At 69.4% G+C, this 15,968-nt stretch carries 13 protein-coding genes; 7 read left to right on the forward strand and 6 right to left on the reverse strand.

Features of this window, described 5'->3' with window-relative positions; translation table 11 throughout:
• Nucleotides 1–35: 35 nt before the first annotated feature.
• The 3 genes from recA to VT85_RS08470 form a co-directional block, all read right to left on the reverse strand.
• Nucleotides 36–1,124 (reverse strand): recombinase RecA, encoded by a 1,089-nt coding sequence (gene recA, locus VT85_RS08460; RefSeq protein ID WP_068413283.1) that lies wholly within the window; start codon nucleotides 1,122–1,124, stop codon nucleotides 36–38.
• Between the two features lie 72 nt (nucleotides 1,125–1,196).
• Nucleotides 1,197–1,820 (reverse strand): RNA 2',3'-cyclic phosphodiesterase, encoded by a 624-nt coding sequence (gene thpR, locus VT85_RS08465; RefSeq protein WP_197491173.1) that lies wholly within the window; start codon nucleotides 1,818–1,820, stop codon nucleotides 1,197–1,199.
• Nucleotides 1,821–1,932: 112 nt separating this feature from the next.
• Nucleotides 1,933–2,385: a hypothetical protein gene (locus tag VT85_RS08470; RefSeq protein ID WP_068413289.1), complete on the reverse strand. Its 453-nt coding sequence runs from the start codon at nucleotides 2,383–2,385 to the stop codon at nucleotides 1,933–1,935.
• A 443-nt stretch (nucleotides 2,386–2,828) separates the two neighbouring features.
• On the opposite strand from VT85_RS08470, the gene VT85_RS08475 reads away from it, so the two are divergent.
• Entirely contained in the window at nucleotides 2,829–4,292 is a 1,464-nt protein-coding gene (locus VT85_RS08475) for a hypothetical protein (RefSeq protein WP_068413292.1), read from the forward strand.
• 95 nt (nucleotides 4,293–4,387) lie between these two features.
• Here the strand turns inward: VT85_RS08475 and VT85_RS08480 are convergent, their stop codons facing one another.
• Nucleotides 4,388–5,152, reverse strand: coding sequence for a TerC family protein (locus tag VT85_RS08480; RefSeq protein ID WP_068413295.1), 765 nt, complete (start codon nucleotides 5,150–5,152; stop codon nucleotides 4,388–4,390).
• A gap of 280 nt (nucleotides 5,153–5,432) precedes the next feature.
• Between VT85_RS08480 and VT85_RS08485 the strand changes: the two genes are divergently transcribed.
• Together VT85_RS08485 and VT85_RS08490 are read left to right on the forward strand one after the other, a co-directional pair.
• A complete protein-coding gene (locus tag VT85_RS08485; RefSeq protein ID WP_197491174.1) occupies nucleotides 5,433–6,461 on the forward strand; it encodes a YybH family protein in 1,029 nt (342 codons plus the stop codon).
• Nucleotides 6,462–6,957: 496 nt separating this feature from the next.
• A complete protein-coding gene (locus tag VT85_RS08490) occupies nucleotides 6,958–8,118 on the forward strand; it encodes a tetratricopeptide repeat protein (RefSeq protein WP_068413301.1) in 1,161 nt (386 codons plus the stop codon).
• Nucleotides 8,119–8,202: 84 nt separating this feature from the next.
• On the opposite strand, the gene VT85_RS08495 is transcribed toward VT85_RS08490, so the two are convergent.
• Nucleotides 8,203–9,168 (reverse strand): GGDEF domain-containing protein, encoded by a 966-nt coding sequence (locus VT85_RS08495; protein WP_068413304.1) that lies wholly within the window; start codon nucleotides 9,166–9,168, stop codon nucleotides 8,203–8,205.
• A 324-nt stretch (nucleotides 9,169–9,492) separates the two neighbouring features.
• Between VT85_RS08495 and VT85_RS08500 the strand changes: the two genes are divergently transcribed.
• Nucleotides 9,493–10,104 (forward strand): hypothetical protein, encoded by a 612-nt coding sequence (locus VT85_RS08500; RefSeq protein WP_068413307.1) that lies wholly within the window; start codon nucleotides 9,493–9,495, stop codon nucleotides 10,102–10,104.
• 195 nt (nucleotides 10,105–10,299) lie between these two features.
• On the opposite strand, the gene VT85_RS08505 is transcribed toward VT85_RS08500, so the two are convergent.
• Nucleotides 10,300–10,887, reverse strand: coding sequence for a CAP domain-containing protein (locus tag VT85_RS08505; protein WP_197491175.1), 588 nt, complete (start codon nucleotides 10,885–10,887; stop codon nucleotides 10,300–10,302).
• 1,060 nt (nucleotides 10,888–11,947) lie between these two features.
• Between VT85_RS08505 and hisF the strand changes: the two genes are divergently transcribed.
• The 3 genes from hisF to VT85_RS08520 all read left to right on the forward strand — a co-directional run bounded on the left by hisF (nucleotide 11,948) and on the right by VT85_RS08520 (nucleotide 15,918).
• Nucleotides 11,948–12,760, forward strand: coding sequence for an imidazole glycerol phosphate synthase subunit HisF (hisF, locus tag VT85_RS08510; protein WP_068413313.1), 813 nt, complete (start codon nucleotides 11,948–11,950; stop codon nucleotides 12,758–12,760).
• 65 nt (nucleotides 12,761–12,825) lie between these two features.
• Nucleotides 12,826–13,977: a type IV pilus twitching motility protein PilT gene (locus VT85_RS08515; RefSeq protein WP_068413316.1), complete on the forward strand. Its 1,152-nt coding sequence runs from the start codon at nucleotides 12,826–12,828 to the stop codon at nucleotides 13,975–13,977.
• A gap of 183 nt (nucleotides 13,978–14,160) precedes the next feature.
• Entirely contained in the window at nucleotides 14,161–15,918 is a 1,758-nt protein-coding gene (locus VT85_RS08520; protein ID WP_068413319.1) for a GspE/PulE family protein, read from the forward strand.
• Nucleotides 15,919–15,968 lie beyond the last annotated feature (50 nt).

Raw genomic sequence — 15,968 nt, forward strand, 5'->3', positions numbered from 1 at the left:
GCCTTCCCCGATCGATCGGGGAAGGTGCCTCGGCGTCAGGCCTCGTCGAGCGGTTCGTCGTCGTCGTCATCGACGGGCGCGCCGTTGGCGAGGGCGGCGGCGGCCTGGCCGGTGCGGCTGGCCATGACCTTGGCGGCGATCTCCTCGGCGAGCGCGGTGTTCTCGCGGAGGAACTCCTTGACCTTCTCACGCCCCTGGCCCAGCCGCATGTCGCCGTAGTTGAACCACGAGCCCGACTTCTCGACGAGCTTGTCGGCCAGCGCCATGTCGAGGATGTCCCCCTCGCGGGAGATGCCGCTGGTGTACATCATGTCGAACTCGCACGTGCGGAACGGCGGCGCGACCTTGTTCTTGACGATCTTGACCTTCACCCGAGAGCCGGTGATCTCCTCACCGTCCTTGACCGGCCCGATCCGCCTCACGTCCACCCGGCACGAGCTGTAGAACTTCAGGGCGCGGCCGCCGGGGGTGGTCTCCGGACTGCCGAACATCACGCCGATCTTCTCGCGGATCTGGTTGATGAACACCAGGACGCACTTGGAGCGGGAGACGCCGCCGGTCAGCTTCCGCAACGCCTGGCTCATCAGCCGGGCCTGAAGGCCGACGTGGCTGTCGCCGATCTCCCCCTCGATCTCGGCCTTCGGCACCAGGGCCGCCACCGAGTCGACCACCACGATGTCCACGGCGTTGGAGAGCACCAGCATCTCGGCGATCTGCAGCGCCTCTTCCGCGCTCCCCGGCTGGCTGACCAGGAGGGACTCGATGTCCACCCCGATCCGCTTGCACCACGACGGGTCCAGCGCGTGCTCGGCGTCGATGAAGGCCGCCACGCCGCCGATCTTCTGGGCGTTGGCGATCGCCTGCAGCGCGATCGTCGTCTTGCCGCTGGACTCCGGCCCGAACAGCTCGATGATCCGGCCTCGCGGCAGGCCCTTGCCCCCGAGCGCCAGGTCGAGCGAGAGGGCGCCGGTGGAGATCCCTTCGACCTCCAGGTGGCTCCCCTCGCCCAGCTTCATGATCGAGCCGGCGCCGAACGTCTTCTCGATCTGGCTGAGCGTCGTGTTCAGCGCCTTCGCCTCGGCGGACGCCGCTTTCGCCTCGGTTGCTACTTGTCGCTTCGCCACGACGTCGGCTCCTTCATGCTCGCCTGAGTTCTGTACGCCCGATCACTAGTTTAGCACGTCGGTCGATTCCGGTCAAGTCTCGGGGCGGGGTTTCGCCGAGGCCAGGCCGCCGCGGACGAGCGGGGCGTGGGTGGGGCCTTCCGGGGTGAGCGTGGAGGAGTAGGCGACGACCTCGCCGACGGTGAATTCGCCGGCCGTCCATTCGCGGAATTGCTCCAGGATCTCCGTCAGATCGGCGGCGGGGATGGTGGTCGAGGTCGGTCGCTTGTCGCGGCCGGTCCGGAGCCTTCCCAGGGTGACGTGAGGGCTGAATCGCACGTCCTCGGGCTGGCGGCCCACCTTGCGGAGGTTGGAGACGACGGCCTTGTGCAAGGCGGCGAGGGGTTCGAGGCCGGGACCGTCGAAGCCCGCCCAGATGACGCGGGGCCGCTCGGGCTTGGGGAAGGCACCCAGGCCGGCGATCCTCACTTCGAAGCGTTTGCACGCCCGCGCGGCCTTGACCGCGGCGTCGCAGACGTCCTTCAGCTCGGTGAACGGGACGTCGCCCAGGAAGGCGAGCGTCATGTGGAACGGCGCCGCGTCGTTCCAGCGAAACTCGGGCAGGAGCGGGGAGAGCCTCGTCTGGAGCTTGGCCAGCCGCTCGGCGACCGGGGAGGGCACGTCGATCGCGAGGAACGTCCGGGTCGTCTGGGCCATCGCGTCGTCGGATCCTTTCCCATCGGCATCGTCGTTCGGGGTCCCGCGCATCATACCCCGACGCCCTCGTCGGTGCGAGGCGTCCCACCTCCTTCGGGGTCGGGGCCGCCGCCTAGAATTCGGGACGGATGCGGGCCACGACGCGGCGGACCAGGCGGAGCAGGGGGGAGGGCTCGTCGCTCGAGGCGTCCTCCTCCAGGTAGCGGGAGATCTCGTTGGGCTTGAGCACCAGGACCATCCGGAGGCCGTCGCGTCGGGCCTGATGGAGTTCCTCGCCGCCGATGAGGACGCCGGTGGCGGCGTTCCCCTCCTGCGTGAACGCCAGGGTCACGGCGTCCTCGGGCCGGTTGTCCAGCCGGATCTCGGTCGAGCCGCCCGCGGGCAGGTCGCCGATGTAGGTCTCGACCCCCGCGTACGAGGCGATGAGGTTCCGCACCGGGGCGCCGCCGTTGACCACCCGGACCGCGTTCACCGGCCGCCGAAGCCACCAGACGCCCAGCTCGATCGCCAGAGCCGAAATCACGATCAGCCCGACCGTCAGCCCAAACTTTCGACGCCCCGTCATGGCTCGACCTCGGGAGTGCTCCTTCGACTCCTGTCAGAGTCCGCACGGACCAGGATCGCACGGAAGGACCGCCTGGAACAAGGGAGAAGGCGCCGCGCGAAGTCGTTCGCGGCCGGCTTTCGGCCGGGACGGCCCCGAAACCCATCGGAATCGGCTGATCGATCGGCGATTCGCGGCAAGACGCGCCGAGTAATCCGGCGGTAGGCGTTGTCCGTTTTCCAACGGCGGGCGGACGGCCCGTGGGGCTTCGAAAACGTCAATCGCCCCTGCGGCGGGGCCGATCAACGGTAGGGGGGAGAGGCGCGTCGCAAGACGGGCCCGGCCCCCCGCGACGACGGATCGGGACGAGCAAACCCTGCCGACTTCTCGGCCCGCGACGCCTGGGTGATCCTGGGCGTCCGTGCGGCCGGCGTCGGCCTCGCGACATGCAGGATGGTCCCGCCTTGAACGAGACTTCGACCCAGCGCCAAGCCAAGCCCTGGTCACGAGTCGATCGGGCTCCCGACGGCCGCTCAGCCTCCGTGAAGTCCTCCGACCAGGCCGGAATCCTCCGGCCGACGTCGGGGAGGTTCTGGGGGATGGTGGGCCTCGTGATCCTGACCGGCGTGACGAGCCTGGTGGTGGCCACGATCTCGATCTGGCTGACGCCGGTCTACATGGCCGCGATGGTCCTGATCTTCGCCGCGCCCCGGTCGAACCGGCCGGTCGCCCCGGCTTCGCCGCCCCCGAGCGAATCCCTCCCCGAGCCCGCGGAGACGACTGAGGCCTCACCCGAGGCCGCCGGCGTCGAGGCGGCGACGGAAGGGACGCCCGAAGGGACGGCCGAGGCGGTCGCGACGGCCGAGGACGCCGACCCCGCCGCGTCCCCCAAGCCCCGCAAGCGTCGGAGTAAGGGGAAACGCGCGGCCAGGGCGGCGGCGCTCGCCGAGGCGTCGTCGTCGCAGCCCACCTGGATCCGCGTCGGCCCCGGAAAATTCGTCCGGGCCGACCTCCAGGCTCCCCCGAGCGAAGCGGAAGCGCCGGCCGAGCCGACCCCCGCGGCCGATCCCGAGATCCCCGAGGAGACCGAGAGCCCGACCGAAGTCGCGACCGAATCCTGGACCGATGCCGAAGCCGCGCCGACCTCCGCGCCCGATGGGCTCGTGGTCGCGGACGAGGCCGTCGCCATGGAGACCTTCGCGGAAGAGACGCCCGCGACGGCGATCGACGAGGGACCGAGCGAGCTCGACTCGACGGCCCCCCCCGACGCCGACGAAGCGGCCCCCACGACCCCTGACGAGGAGTACGGCATCGCGCCCTCTGCACTCGTCGAGAACGACGACGAGGAGTACGGCATCGCGCCCTCTGCACTCGTCGAAGCCTCCGGCGAGGAGTACGGCAACGCGCCCTCTGCACTCGTCGAGACGTGGGAGCCCGTGGCCCTTCCCGACGCCGTCCCCGACGACGAGCCTGCGTCCGCCCCCGAGCCGTCGACCGTGACGGAGCCGGCCGCCCAGGTGGAAGTTCATGAGGAGGTCGCGACCGAGATCGAGTTCCCGGTCGAGACGGAAGTCCGGGAAGACGTCGCGGAGGTCGCGAACGCCGAGATCCCGATGGAGACCGAGAGCCCGACGACGATCGCGCCGCCGCTCCTCGCGCGCCCAGCGCCCGAGGGGTCGGCGACCGCCTCGCCGTCGATCGATCGGCCCGCCGGCCTCGGCCTGCTCCGCCGGCTTTCGCGAGTTCGGGAGCGTTGCGACCGCGCCCGCGTCCGGTCCCCCCGCCCTCGCGGCGAGGCGCCTCGCACGGCCCAATCGGGCCGGTCGGCGCGCATCACCGCGTCGGGAAGGTCCGGCCGCGACCGCCGTCGCGTGGACAAGCCCCGCCGTCGTCCTTATCCCCGTTCGCCGCCGCCGAGACGCCCCTGACCCGACGAGATGAAAACAGGCGACGCATCCCATGCGGCGCGCGAAGACGCCCCGGCCGAACTCGGCACGGGGCGTTTTTGCATTCCGGGTCCGCCTCAAGGATTCGCTGACGGCTCCATCGAGGTCTCCGTCGGCGGCGGCTCGACCGCGTCGGCCCACTCGCCCCCATCCTCGTCGTCCGAGTCCGGCAGCCATATGTTGACGGTGAGGCACAGGGCCACCAGGGTGAACCGCAGCGCCCAGAGGCCCCAGGCGGGGAATTCGGGCCAGCCCGCCACGTAGCCCTTGTGAAAGAAGTCGTGGAGGTCGTGGGCCATCATGTCGGCGGCCGTCCAGGCCAGCAGCGCCGCCCCCGCGTACACGATCCAGCGGTAGCGGTTCATGATCTCGGTGATCACCGCGCTCAGGAAGAGAAGCATCATGATCGACAGGACGAGGCCCATCACGATCTGCGCCGACGACTGCGCGGCGCTGGCGATCGCCAGGACGTTGTCCAGGCTCATGATGAAGTCGGCCAGGGCGATCCGCTGGATGGCCTTGAAGAGCGAGGCCGGGGCCATGTGGGGATGATCGGAGGCCGCGTCCACCTCCTCCTGCATCAGCTTTGCGGCGATCCAGACGAGGAAGATCGCCCCGATGAAGCGAATGCCGGGGATCACCAGCAGCGTGGAGACGACCAGGGTGAGCCCGATCCGCATGAAGATCGCGAGGCCGCAGCCCCAGATCATCGCCTGACGACGTTGGGCCGGCGGCAGGCGATGCGCCGCCATGCCGATGACGACCGCGTTGTCGCCGGAGAGGAGCAAGTCGAAGAGGATGATTTTGAGGATCGCGATCACTTGCGAGAAGTCGTCGACCATGCGTGCGAGATCCGGAGGTTGGGGCCTGGGGAGGTGCCGACGCGGGAGGTTCGGGCGACGACCGGACCGCCGCTCGCCACAAGGTGTTTCATCATAGCCCCCCGCCGCCGGGTGGGAACCTCCCCAGGATCGGACCGGCGCGTGCCTCGTCTCGGATTTCGCGAACCTTTTCGAATTTGGCCGGTCGCCCCCGTGACGCCCGCCCCGTATGTTTCTAGAAACTCTGCGGCGGACGGCGCGAACGCGGACCGCCGACATGATCGAGAAAGGCGATTCGCCCATGTCGAGATCCACCAGACTCCTGATCCTCTTGGCCTTCCTCGGAATCGGCTTCGGGTTCGCGAACGCCCGGGTCTTCGCGGAAGAGCCGCCGGCCTCGCCGGCCGGGGAGGCCGACCGGGCCGCGATCCACGCCCTGCTGGCTGAGTTCGTGAAGGCGTACGACGCCGGAGACGCCCACGCGATCGCCGCCCTGTTCACGTCGGCCGCCCGGATCGAGGCCGAGGACGCGGACCCGATCGTGGGCCGAGCCGCGATCGAGAAGCGGTTCGCCGAGCGGTTCGAGGCCGAGCCGGGCCGGACGATCGTCGTCGAGCCCACCTCCCTCCGCATGCTCGGCGCGGACGCAGCGATCGAGGAAGGCCTCGCCGTGGTGGCCTCGCCGCCCGACGGCGACCACCACGCCGGATCCGTGCGCTTTCGCTACACGGCCGCCTATGTCCGGGAGGACGGCCGGTGGCTCCAGGATTCCATCCACGACTTCCCCATGCCCGACCTCGACGCCGAGAAGTCCCCTCGCGAACGCCTGGCCGACCTCGAATGGCTGATCGGCGAGTGGATCGACCAGGACGACGACGCCGAGGTCGAGACCACCTGCGAGTGGGCCGACGACGGGGCCTTCCTGATCCGCAAATTCCGCGTCAAGGCCGCGGGCTCGATCGGGCTGTCGGGCGTCCAGCGGGTCGGCTGGGACCCCCGGCTCAAGCAGTTCCGCTCGTGGACGTTCGACTCCGAAGGGGGCTTCTCCGAGGGGCTCTGGTCGCACGAGGACGGCGACGACCGCTGGATCATCAAGACCACCGGCGTCTTGAAGGACGGCCGAACCGCGTCGGCGACGAACATCGTCTCCCGCCGAGGCCGCGACGTCGTCCGCTGGTCGTCCGTCGAGCGGACGCTCGGCTCGTCCGCCCTGCCGGGCGTCGAGGAGGTCACGCTCGTCCGCAGACCGCCGCCGCCCCGCGCGGCGGCTTCCCCTTCCACCCCCGCTCCCACCTCTACCCCGGGCGATCCCGCCAGGAGCCGACGATGAACAGGACCCTTCAAGCAGCTCTGGCCGGCCTGGTCGCCTCGTGCCTCTGCCTGCAGACGACCTCGACCTTCGCCCAGCGCGGCGGCGGTCGCGGCGGCGGCGGGATGCGCGGCGGCGGCGGCGGGATGCGCGGCGGCGCCCCCGGCGGCATGCGGGGGGGAGGCGGCGTCCCCGGCGGCATGCGCGGGGGTGGAGGCGTCCCCGGCGGCGGGGCGATGCGCCAGGCGCCGACGTTCAACCGCACCCCGTCGTTCACGCAGCCCGGCAACATCCAGCGGGGGAACCCCGGCGGATGGCAAGGCCAGATGAGGCCGCCGACGGCCGGTCCGGGCCCGGGTCAGATCAACCGGCCGAATTTCGGACCGGGCGCCGGTCGCCCCGGCGTCGGCGGGCCGATCGCCGGCCCCGGCGGCCGTCCCCCGATCGCCGGCCCCGGCGCGCCTGGCCCCGCCCGCCGATCGCCGGCCCGGGAGGCCGTCCTCCAGGGGTGGGAACGATGCCCGGCGGTCGACCTCCGGGATGGGGCGGGAGGCCGCCGGCCTGGGCCGGGAGGCCGGGATGGAACAACCATCAGGCCTGGGTCAACGGCTACTGGCATGGGCGGAACAACAACGGCTTCTGGAACAACAGCGGCGGCTTCTGGACCGGGATGGCGGTCGGCGGCATCGCCGGCTGGGGGCTCGGCTCGTCCATCTACAACTGGGGGTATCGCCCGTACGTGAACCCGTACGCCGTCGTCGCGACCCAGCCGATCGTCGTCCAGCAGCCGGTGGTCGAGGCCGCGCCGGTCTATGACTACTCGCAGCCCCTGGCGGCCTCCACGGCGACCGAGCCGGCCGCCGCCGACGACCCGGCCTTGCAGACGTTCGCGGACGCTCGGGCCGCGTTCCTGGCCGGCGACTATCCCGGCGCCCTGCAAAGGACCGACGAGGCTCTCAAGGCCCTCCCCAACGACGCGGCCCTCCACGAGTTCCGCGCCCTCTGCCTGTTCGCGCTGAAGCGCTACGACCAGGCCGCCGAGGTGCTCTACGCCGTCCTCGCCGTCGGCCCCGGCTGGGACTGGACGACCCTGATCGGCCTCTATCCGAATATCGAGGTCTACACGGCGCAGCTCCGCGCCCTGGAGGACTATCGCACGGCCCACCCGGACTCGGCCGCCGCACGGTTCGTCCTGGCCTATCACTACCTGACCGAAGGCTTCACCGATGAGGCCGTCCGGGAGTTCAACGCGGTCTCGCGGCTGCAACCCGGCGACACGCTCTCCAAGCAGATCGCCGCCAGCCTGAAATCGGACGCCCAGGCGGCCCAGCCCCCGGAGGCCGAGACCGCCCCGGCTCAGCCGGAACCCGGCGAGGCGGCCGCCCCGGCGAACGAGCCGAGCCTCGTCGGCGTGTGGAAAGCCTCCCCCGACCCGTCGGTCTCGATCGAGTTGACGATCAAGGACGACGGCGGATTCACCTGGAACGTGACCCAGCAGGGCCGGACCCAGCCGATCAACGGCGCCTACAGCTACGCCGGAGGCATCCTCACCCTGGCCCGCGCCGAGGATCAGAACGACGCCATGGTCGGCCGGGTGACCTGGAAGGACGACTCGCATTTCGTCTTCCAGGCCCTCGGCGGGGGCGACAACGACCCAGGTCTGTCCTTCGCGAAGTGATCTGAGCGACTCGTGCAAGAACCGAGGGGGGATCGGCCCGCGGCTTCAGCGCCTCGGGCTTCGATCCCCCCCTTCGTCTGGGCCTCAGCACCGGGACGCGACTTCGCGGCCCCGGTCGAAGGCCGCCGCGACGCGACCGGGGCCGAGTTCGCAGGCTTCGGCCAGGGCCGCATCGGCCGCATCGAACAATTCGCCGAGCGTCGAGGCGCTCGTGGGGAAGGTGGCCGCGCCGATCGAGAGCGAGGCTTTCAGCGGGATTCCCATCAGGTCATGGGCGGCGGCGATCCCCTGGCAAAGCTTCTCGCCCACGCGTCGGGCGTCGTTCAGCTCCGAACGGGGGAGCACCACCATGAGCCGGTCGCCGTCGAGCCGTGCGACCAGGTCGCTGGAGCGGAGCAGCCCCACGATCCCGATCCCGATCCGGCTCACCACCCGGTCGGCCTCGGAGTCGCCCAGCAGGTCGCGCACCCCTCGCAGGCGGCCGATCGCCACGACGAGGATGGAGAGCGGCTCCTTGTGGCGCCTCGCCTGGCTCAAGGCGAAGGGCAAGACCGTCCCCAGCAGTCCCACGTCGTGAAGGGCGGACGGGGCGACGTTCGGGCCGGAGCGAGCCGACGGACTCGCGAGGCGACCGGCGCGATGCCGCTCGATCGCGAACGCCGCGAGCGTCGCCAGCGATTCGAGCCGCCGGCCCATGATCTCGGACGGGGGCTCCGGATCGGCCCCCGGCCCGTCGAGGACGAGCCAACCCCAGGTTTTCCCGGACTCCCCGACCCGCAACGGAAGCGCAGTCGCCCCCGATGCGGGCTCGACCGCCTCGCCCGCCAGGTGCACGGCGATCGGCGCCCCGCCCGCCACGCGTCGGGCGGCCGTCGCCAGTGCGTCGCAGAGGGCGACCAGATCGGTCGAGGACGAGGCCGCCGTCGCGAAATCATGGACGGCGGCCTCGACCTCGGCCCTTTCCCGGCGTCCCGCGTCCATCTCCTCACCCTCACGCGTGGCGAGCGTCGACGTCGGGGCGTCCCTCCTCCAGCCTTTTTCCGATTGCATGGCGCTCCTCATCCATTTTCTGTCCCTGGAAGTCTCTGAACCTCAATGAGAAACCTAGGTCAGCTTCGCGAGGGTGGCGCGGAAAGATCGGCCTTGCGGGGGATCGAGGAATCGGACAGGATGCGACGTCCCCTCGGACTGGCCGTGATTCGCACGAGCCAGGACCGACCCGCCCGCTTTCATGTCCGGGACCGGGTCGAGACGCCGATAAGAGAGAGTAGATCACCGCGACCGGGAAGGTTCGCGGAAAGTCCCGGCCGGGGGGCGCCCGTGCGGGCGCGTCACGGCGAGCCGGGCAGGCCAGGCAGGATGAGGCCCAGAATCATGCGAAAGTCGCGGATCATCGCGAGCGGGGCGGGAGTGCTCGGGGCCGTCGTCCTGACGCTCGCGCAGGCGGGATGCGCCTCGGGATGGATCCCGACGTCGCGGGTGACGCGGGTCTTCGCGCCCGAACCGGTGGCCGAGAACCCCTTGCTGGTCCCGGTCGACGACTTCGAGGCGGTCTGGAACAAGACCGTGGCCGAACTCGGCGGCTACTTCGACGTGGCCTCGGAGAATCGGCTGTCGCGGACGATCGTCACCGAGCCCAAGATGAGCGCCACGGTGCTGGAACCCTGGCTCGCCGACACCACCACCATCCAGGACCGGGTCGAAGCCACCCTGCAGACGATTCGACGGTTCGCGATCGTCAAGGTCGATCCGGCCCCGAACGGGGGCTTCCTCGTGAAGGTGGAAGTCCACAAGGAACTGGAAGACATGGTGAAGCCCGACCGTCAGATGATGGGCCGGGCCGTGTTCAACAACGAGTTCCCCGTGAACCGGATCCGCGAGACCGTTGGTCCGGTGCCGGTGGCCGTGGGATGGATCGCTCGGGGCCGGGACGCCAACCTGGAGCAGGCGATTCTCTCGGGAATCCGCAGTGCGTTCTTCCTCTGAGCCGGGCCCTGGCCCGGTCGCGCGGCCGGCCTCCCCACGCGGTCCTTCCACGCGTCGGGATGCGAATCCGCGGTCGCTCGCACCTGCTTCAGGCTGATCGGGCCTCGACCTCGAGGCTGCTGAATCGGCGGGTCGCCTGGAGCGGCCGATCATGGCCGGCTCCGACTCGAAATCCGAGAGGGCGAAACGCGACGCTCAGTTGGCGTTGAAGGTCCACCAGGCGCCGGCACCGGCGATCCCGACCCAGGTGATCGTCGGATCCAGCAGCGCCGCGCGGTGGGCCGGAGAGGCCATCCACATCGCCTCGATGCCCGGGAAGCCGCCCATCGCCGAGTTCTGGCGTCGAGCCGGACCCATGACGTGGTGCCCCAGGCCCTGGGCCGCCTGCTGATTGTTGTTCATCGCCGCCCAGCTCGACAGGTTCGGGTCGTGGCCGACCGCGCCGAGGCCGTAGGAGGCCCGCACGCCGTTCAGCCAGTTCACGAATCCGTACGGATCGCCGTAGGACGCGGCCGGGGCCGCCTCCGCCTGGACGGGCTGCGCCGCGACTTCCGTGGCGACGTACCCACCCTGGTAAACCTGGGCGGCCTCGGGCTGCTGGACGTACTGGACCGCCGGGGCGGTCTGGTAAATATAAGTGGGGGCGGGCTGGGTAGGAGCCGCCGTACCATCCGTGGTGTAGTAGTACTGTTGGGCCTCGGCCTGGCAGGCGACCGCGATGACGGCGACGAGAGATAGGACCACCCGACTCAAGACGCGAGGCTCAATGGTGGGACTGGACAACGGTGGAAACTCCCTTGGGTTGCGCGAGCGATGCGGCACCACGCCGCGCCCGTAATCGCCGGGGCCGAGCCCGAATCCGGGAGGGATCCGTCCTCGTCACCCCGACGCGACTCGCACAGGGTGCCAAAATGGGACGATATTCCAGAAAACGCAAACGGTTTTTCGGCCGAACCCCAATTTTCAACACTCGTTTTACAAACCTTGCATTCTCATGTATCAGCATCCAGACTCGTTCTCATGACCGCCTCAAGAAGGTCTGGGGGTGACAGGGCCGTGACGACGCAAACCCAATACAGGCCATGAAAAGCCCGCCTGAAAGGGCCCTGGGGCCGACGTTCCAAGGGCCGATCCTCGGGGCGATCCGATCCCCGTCCGACGATCGTTGCCACTGACGAATCGAACATCCATTCATGTCACGCGACATCTTGATGGGACAACTGTGAGACGACGGAAACGGGAGAGTCCATCCGACCGCCGCGAAGGCCTCGCGACCGACAAACAGGCCGCACAGCCGGCGCAACCGCCCCATTCCTCGCCGTCGACGGCCTAAGTCCGAGCCAGGCTCGCGAAGGGGGGTCGTGGAGACTTCGGGCCCGCCGATCATACGTCGCATGGGGGATCGTTAGACGCTCTTCATCCTGTTTCGGTCGGACCCGGGGCCGGGCGGACGAACCGACGATGGGCCGCCCCCGCGCGACGCTTCGCGCGTCGGAGTCGGAACTTTTCGACCCCCTGGTTGGAACGTCTGCGGCGGCCTCGGCGGGCGCGACCGGAGATCGGAATTCGGGGCGGGAGAGGGGGGGGCGTCCGGCGAGGCGACCGGAGGGATGAGGCGGCCGGGCAACGGCTGATCGACGCCGAGACGCCGGGAGGAGACCTCCAGGAAGCGCCGGGCGGGCGCGGAAAAGGGATCTTTCGTCCACCCTCTAGGCTGCATTCGGCGGCTGTTATAGAATACAGCGTCGCTCTTCCTGATAGTGGACGTAACTGCACACGTCGGAATCGGTTCGGGCTCGCGGCGGGGCGGTCGCCCCGAGCGGGCGCCGCGATGGGGTCGCGCATGCTGGCCAAGCGGATCATTCCTTGCCTGGACGTCAACCAAGGCCGCGTGGTCAAGGGGACGAATTTCCTGAACCTCCGGGACGCCGGCGACCCGGTCGAGGTGGCCCGCCGTTACGATGAAGAGGGGGCCGACGAGTTGGTCTTCCTCGACATCACGGCCAGCCACGAGGGGCGGGACATCCTCTGGGACGTGGTCCGCCGCACCTCGGAGGTCTGCTTCATGCCCCTTACCGTCGGCGGCGGGATCCGCACGCTCGACGACGTCCGGGGGCTCCTGAAGGCCGGGGCCGACAAGGTCTCGATCAACTCGGCGGCGGTGCGCGACCCGGACCTGATCCGCAAGGCGGCCCGCAAGTTCGGCAGCCAGTGCATCGTGGTCAACATCGACCCCAAGCGGGTCGTGAAAGAGGGCCGCGAGGTCTGGGAGGTCCACATCAACGGGGGCCGGATCCCGACCGGGCTGGAGGCCGTGGCCTGGGCGATCGAGGTCCAGCGGCTGGGCGCCGGCGAGATCGTCCTGACCAGCATGGACGCCGACGGCACCAAGAACGGCTACGATCTGGAGATGACCCGCGCGGTGGTCGACGCCGTGGAGGTCCCGGTGGTGGCGTCGGGAGGGGCCGGGAGCCCGGAACACCTGCGGGCCGTGCTGGCCGAGGCGGGCGCGAGCGCCGCGCTGGCCGCGAGCATCTTCCACTATAAGGAGTACTCGATCCGGGAGACGAAGGATTACCTGGCCGAGCGGGGGGTCCCGGTCCGCCGGCCGCCGTCCCCGTCCGAGTCCTCGGCGGCGTCGGTCCGGTCTTCCTGACCGCACCCCGCGCCTCCCCCGTCCGATCGCCCACGATCCCCCGCATCTCGACCCGAGGAGAGCCCATGTCCACCGCCGTCGAAACCAAGATCGACTCGCCGGCCAACGAGCCCGAGGCGAACAAGCTGTTCCGCATGTGCATCAAGTACCAGGCGTCCGACCTCCACCTGAAGGTCGGCATGCCCCCCTCGATGCGGCTCTCCGGCGTGCTCAGGCAGATGCAGCTCCCCCCGCTGACCACGTCGGACATGGAGCGGCTGATGTTCCCGCTCCTGACCCCCCGCCAGCGCGGGATCCTCGACGAGGAAGGGGGCGTGGACTTCGCCCACCTCATCTACGACGGCGACAACGAGACCCGGTTCCGGGTGAACCTGTTCAAGCAGCGGGGGCGGCTGAGCCTGGTCGCCCGCCGCGTGAACAACAAGATCCCGTCGTTCGAGGCCCTCCACCTCCCCGCGGTCCTGGCCGACATCACCCAGTACGACCAGGGGATCGTCATCTTGGCCGGCGTGACCGGGTCCGGCAAGTCGACGACCATCGCCTCGATGCTCCAGTACGTCAACGAGCGCGAGCGGATGCACATCGTCACGATCGAGGACCCGGTCGAATACACGTTCAAGGACGACAAGTCGATCATCAACCAGCGCGAGGTCGGGATCGACGTCATCGACTGGGACACGGCGCTGAAGCACGCCGTCCGCCAGGACCCGGACATCATCCTCGTGGGCGAGATGCGCGACCGCGACACGTTCAGCGCGGCCATGCACGCCGCCGAGACGGGGCACCTCGTGTTCGGGACGATCCACGCCGGGTCGGCGCCGTCGACGATCAGCCGCCTTCTCGACCTCTTCCCGCGGGACATGCACTCGTCGCTGCGGCAGTCGCTGGCGTTCAACCTCAAGGCGATCGTCGCCCAGAAGCTGCTGCCGACGACCAAGGAATGGTCCGACAAGGGGGTCGGCCGCGTCCCCACCAACGAGATCATGCGGATCAACCCCACGGTCAAGAAGCTGATCCTCAACGAGGACGACAACAAGCTCGGCGACGCGATCCGGATCGGCAAGGAGGAAGGGATGATGGACTTCACCGAGAGCCTCCGCCAGCTCGTCGTCAACGAGAAGATCGAGCGCGCTGTGGCCTTCGAGGTCGCGCCCCAGCCCGAAGCTTTGAAAATGGCCCTCAAGGGGATTACCATCAACCAGCCTGGTATCCTATAACGAGTCGAGACGCCCCGGCGGGCCCGCCGGGGCCGTCCGAGGGGAGAGGGCGCCGCGAGGCGAGCGGCGCCCGGACGTCGGATCCGAGCGGGGGCGGCCGACGCGGCGAGACTCGTCGCGATCGCCCCGACGGCCTCCGGCCCGCTCGCCTTCCCGGGATCACGCACGCAAGAAAGGTCAGCAATGATTCGTCCGTCTCTGGTGCTCGCGACGTTTCTGATGGGGACGCTCGGCGTCGCTTCGGGGGCCGACGCCGCCGACCTGCTCTCTCCGCTGCTGGCCCAGGCCGAGTCGGTGAGCATCCCGCGCGGGCCCGGCTTCTACCTGAACCTCTTCAAGTTCATCCCGGTCATCCTCGTCTACCTGCTCTGGGTCCGGACGACCGACTGGGTGGAGCACGACGGCCGCGAGCTGAACAACCCCAAGTTCGAGACCTGGAACAGCGTCATCTTCTTCTCGGGCGTGCTCGGGCTGGCGATGGTCTTCTCCATCCCCATCTATCCGATCGGCCTGACGCTGTTGCTGCTGGCCTACTTCATCCCGATCCTCACCTACGTCTTCATACGCAATCAGACCGTCGCCGACGACCAGAAGGTGCTGACCCCCTACCACCTGGGCGAGGTCGTCAACGACCTGCTGGCGAGGCTGGGCATGCGCCCCCTGTTCAACAAGAACCTGGGGTCGGTCGACCGCGCCGGGCCGCCGATCACGTTCATCGGCAAGACCTCGGGGTCAACCAACAAGGAAGACCCCAGCCGGGTCCGCCAGGCCGAGGAGTCGCGGTCGTTCATGGCGGCCAAGGAACTGGTCTACGACGCGGTCCTCCGCCGCGCGACCGACATCCACCTGGAGCCGACCACCGACCAGCTCTCGGTCCGCTACCGGATCGACGGCATCCTCCACGCCGCCGAGCCGTTCGACAGGGCCACCGGCGACGCCGTCATCAACGTGTTCAAGGTCCTCTCGGCCATGGACATCTCCGAGAAGCGCAAGCCCCAGGACGGCTCGTTCGGGGCCAAGCTCCAGGGCCGCGACCTCGACTTCCGCGTCGCCACCTCGGGCTCCAAGGCCGGCGAGAAGCTGGTCATGCGAATCCTCGACAACTCGTCGGGGGTGAGCAAGCTCGAGGACCTGGGGATGCGCCCCAAGCTGGCCGAGCAGGTCAAGAGCCTGGTCACCCAGCCCCACGGCATGTTCCTCTCGTGCGGCCCCACCGGCTCGGGCAAGTCGACCACGCTCTACGCGGCCCTCCGCGAGATCGACCGCTACCAGCGGAACATCATCACCGTCGAGGACCCGATCGAGTACCACCTCGACAACGTCACCCAGATGGAGGTGAACACCAAGGCCGGGCAGACCTTCGCCGCCGCCCTGCGGTCGATCCTCCGGCAAGACCCCGACGTCATCATGATCGGCGAGGTCCGCGACCAGGAGACCGCCAACATCGCCTGCCAGGCGGCCAACACCGGCCACATGGTCTTCTCCACGGTCCACTCCAACGACGCCGTCACGGCGCTCTTCCGGCTGCTCGACCTGGGGGTCGAGCCGTTCATGATCGCCTCGGCCCTGTCGGCCGTCCTGGGCCAGCGGCTCGTCCGGCTGCTCTGCGACGCCTGCAAGGAGCCCTACAAGCCCAAGCCCGAGTTCCTCAAGAAGGCCAACCTCCCGGCCGACAAGGTCGACGTCTTCTACCGACGCCCCGAGAACCCCGAGCAGGTCTGCCCCCAGTGCGGCGGCACCGGCTACTTCGGCCGCGCCGGCATCTTCGAACTCCTGGTCCTGACCGAGCCGATCCGCGAGATGCTCCGCGAGAACCCCTCGCTGACCAAGATCAAGGCCGAGGCCCGCCGCGGCGGCATGATCTACCTCCAGGAAGACGGCCTCCGCCAGGTGATCCAGGGGCGGACCTCGATCGAGGAACTGCTCCGCGTCGTCAAGTGACCCGGCCCGGCCTGCGGCCGCCGATCCCCCAAACGCCTACGGGACCTCGC

Origin of the sequence: Planctomyces sp. SH-PL62 (genome assembly GCF_001610895.1) — a bacterium.
Lineage (GTDB): Bacteria > Planctomycetota > Planctomycetia > Isosphaerales > Isosphaeraceae > Paludisphaera.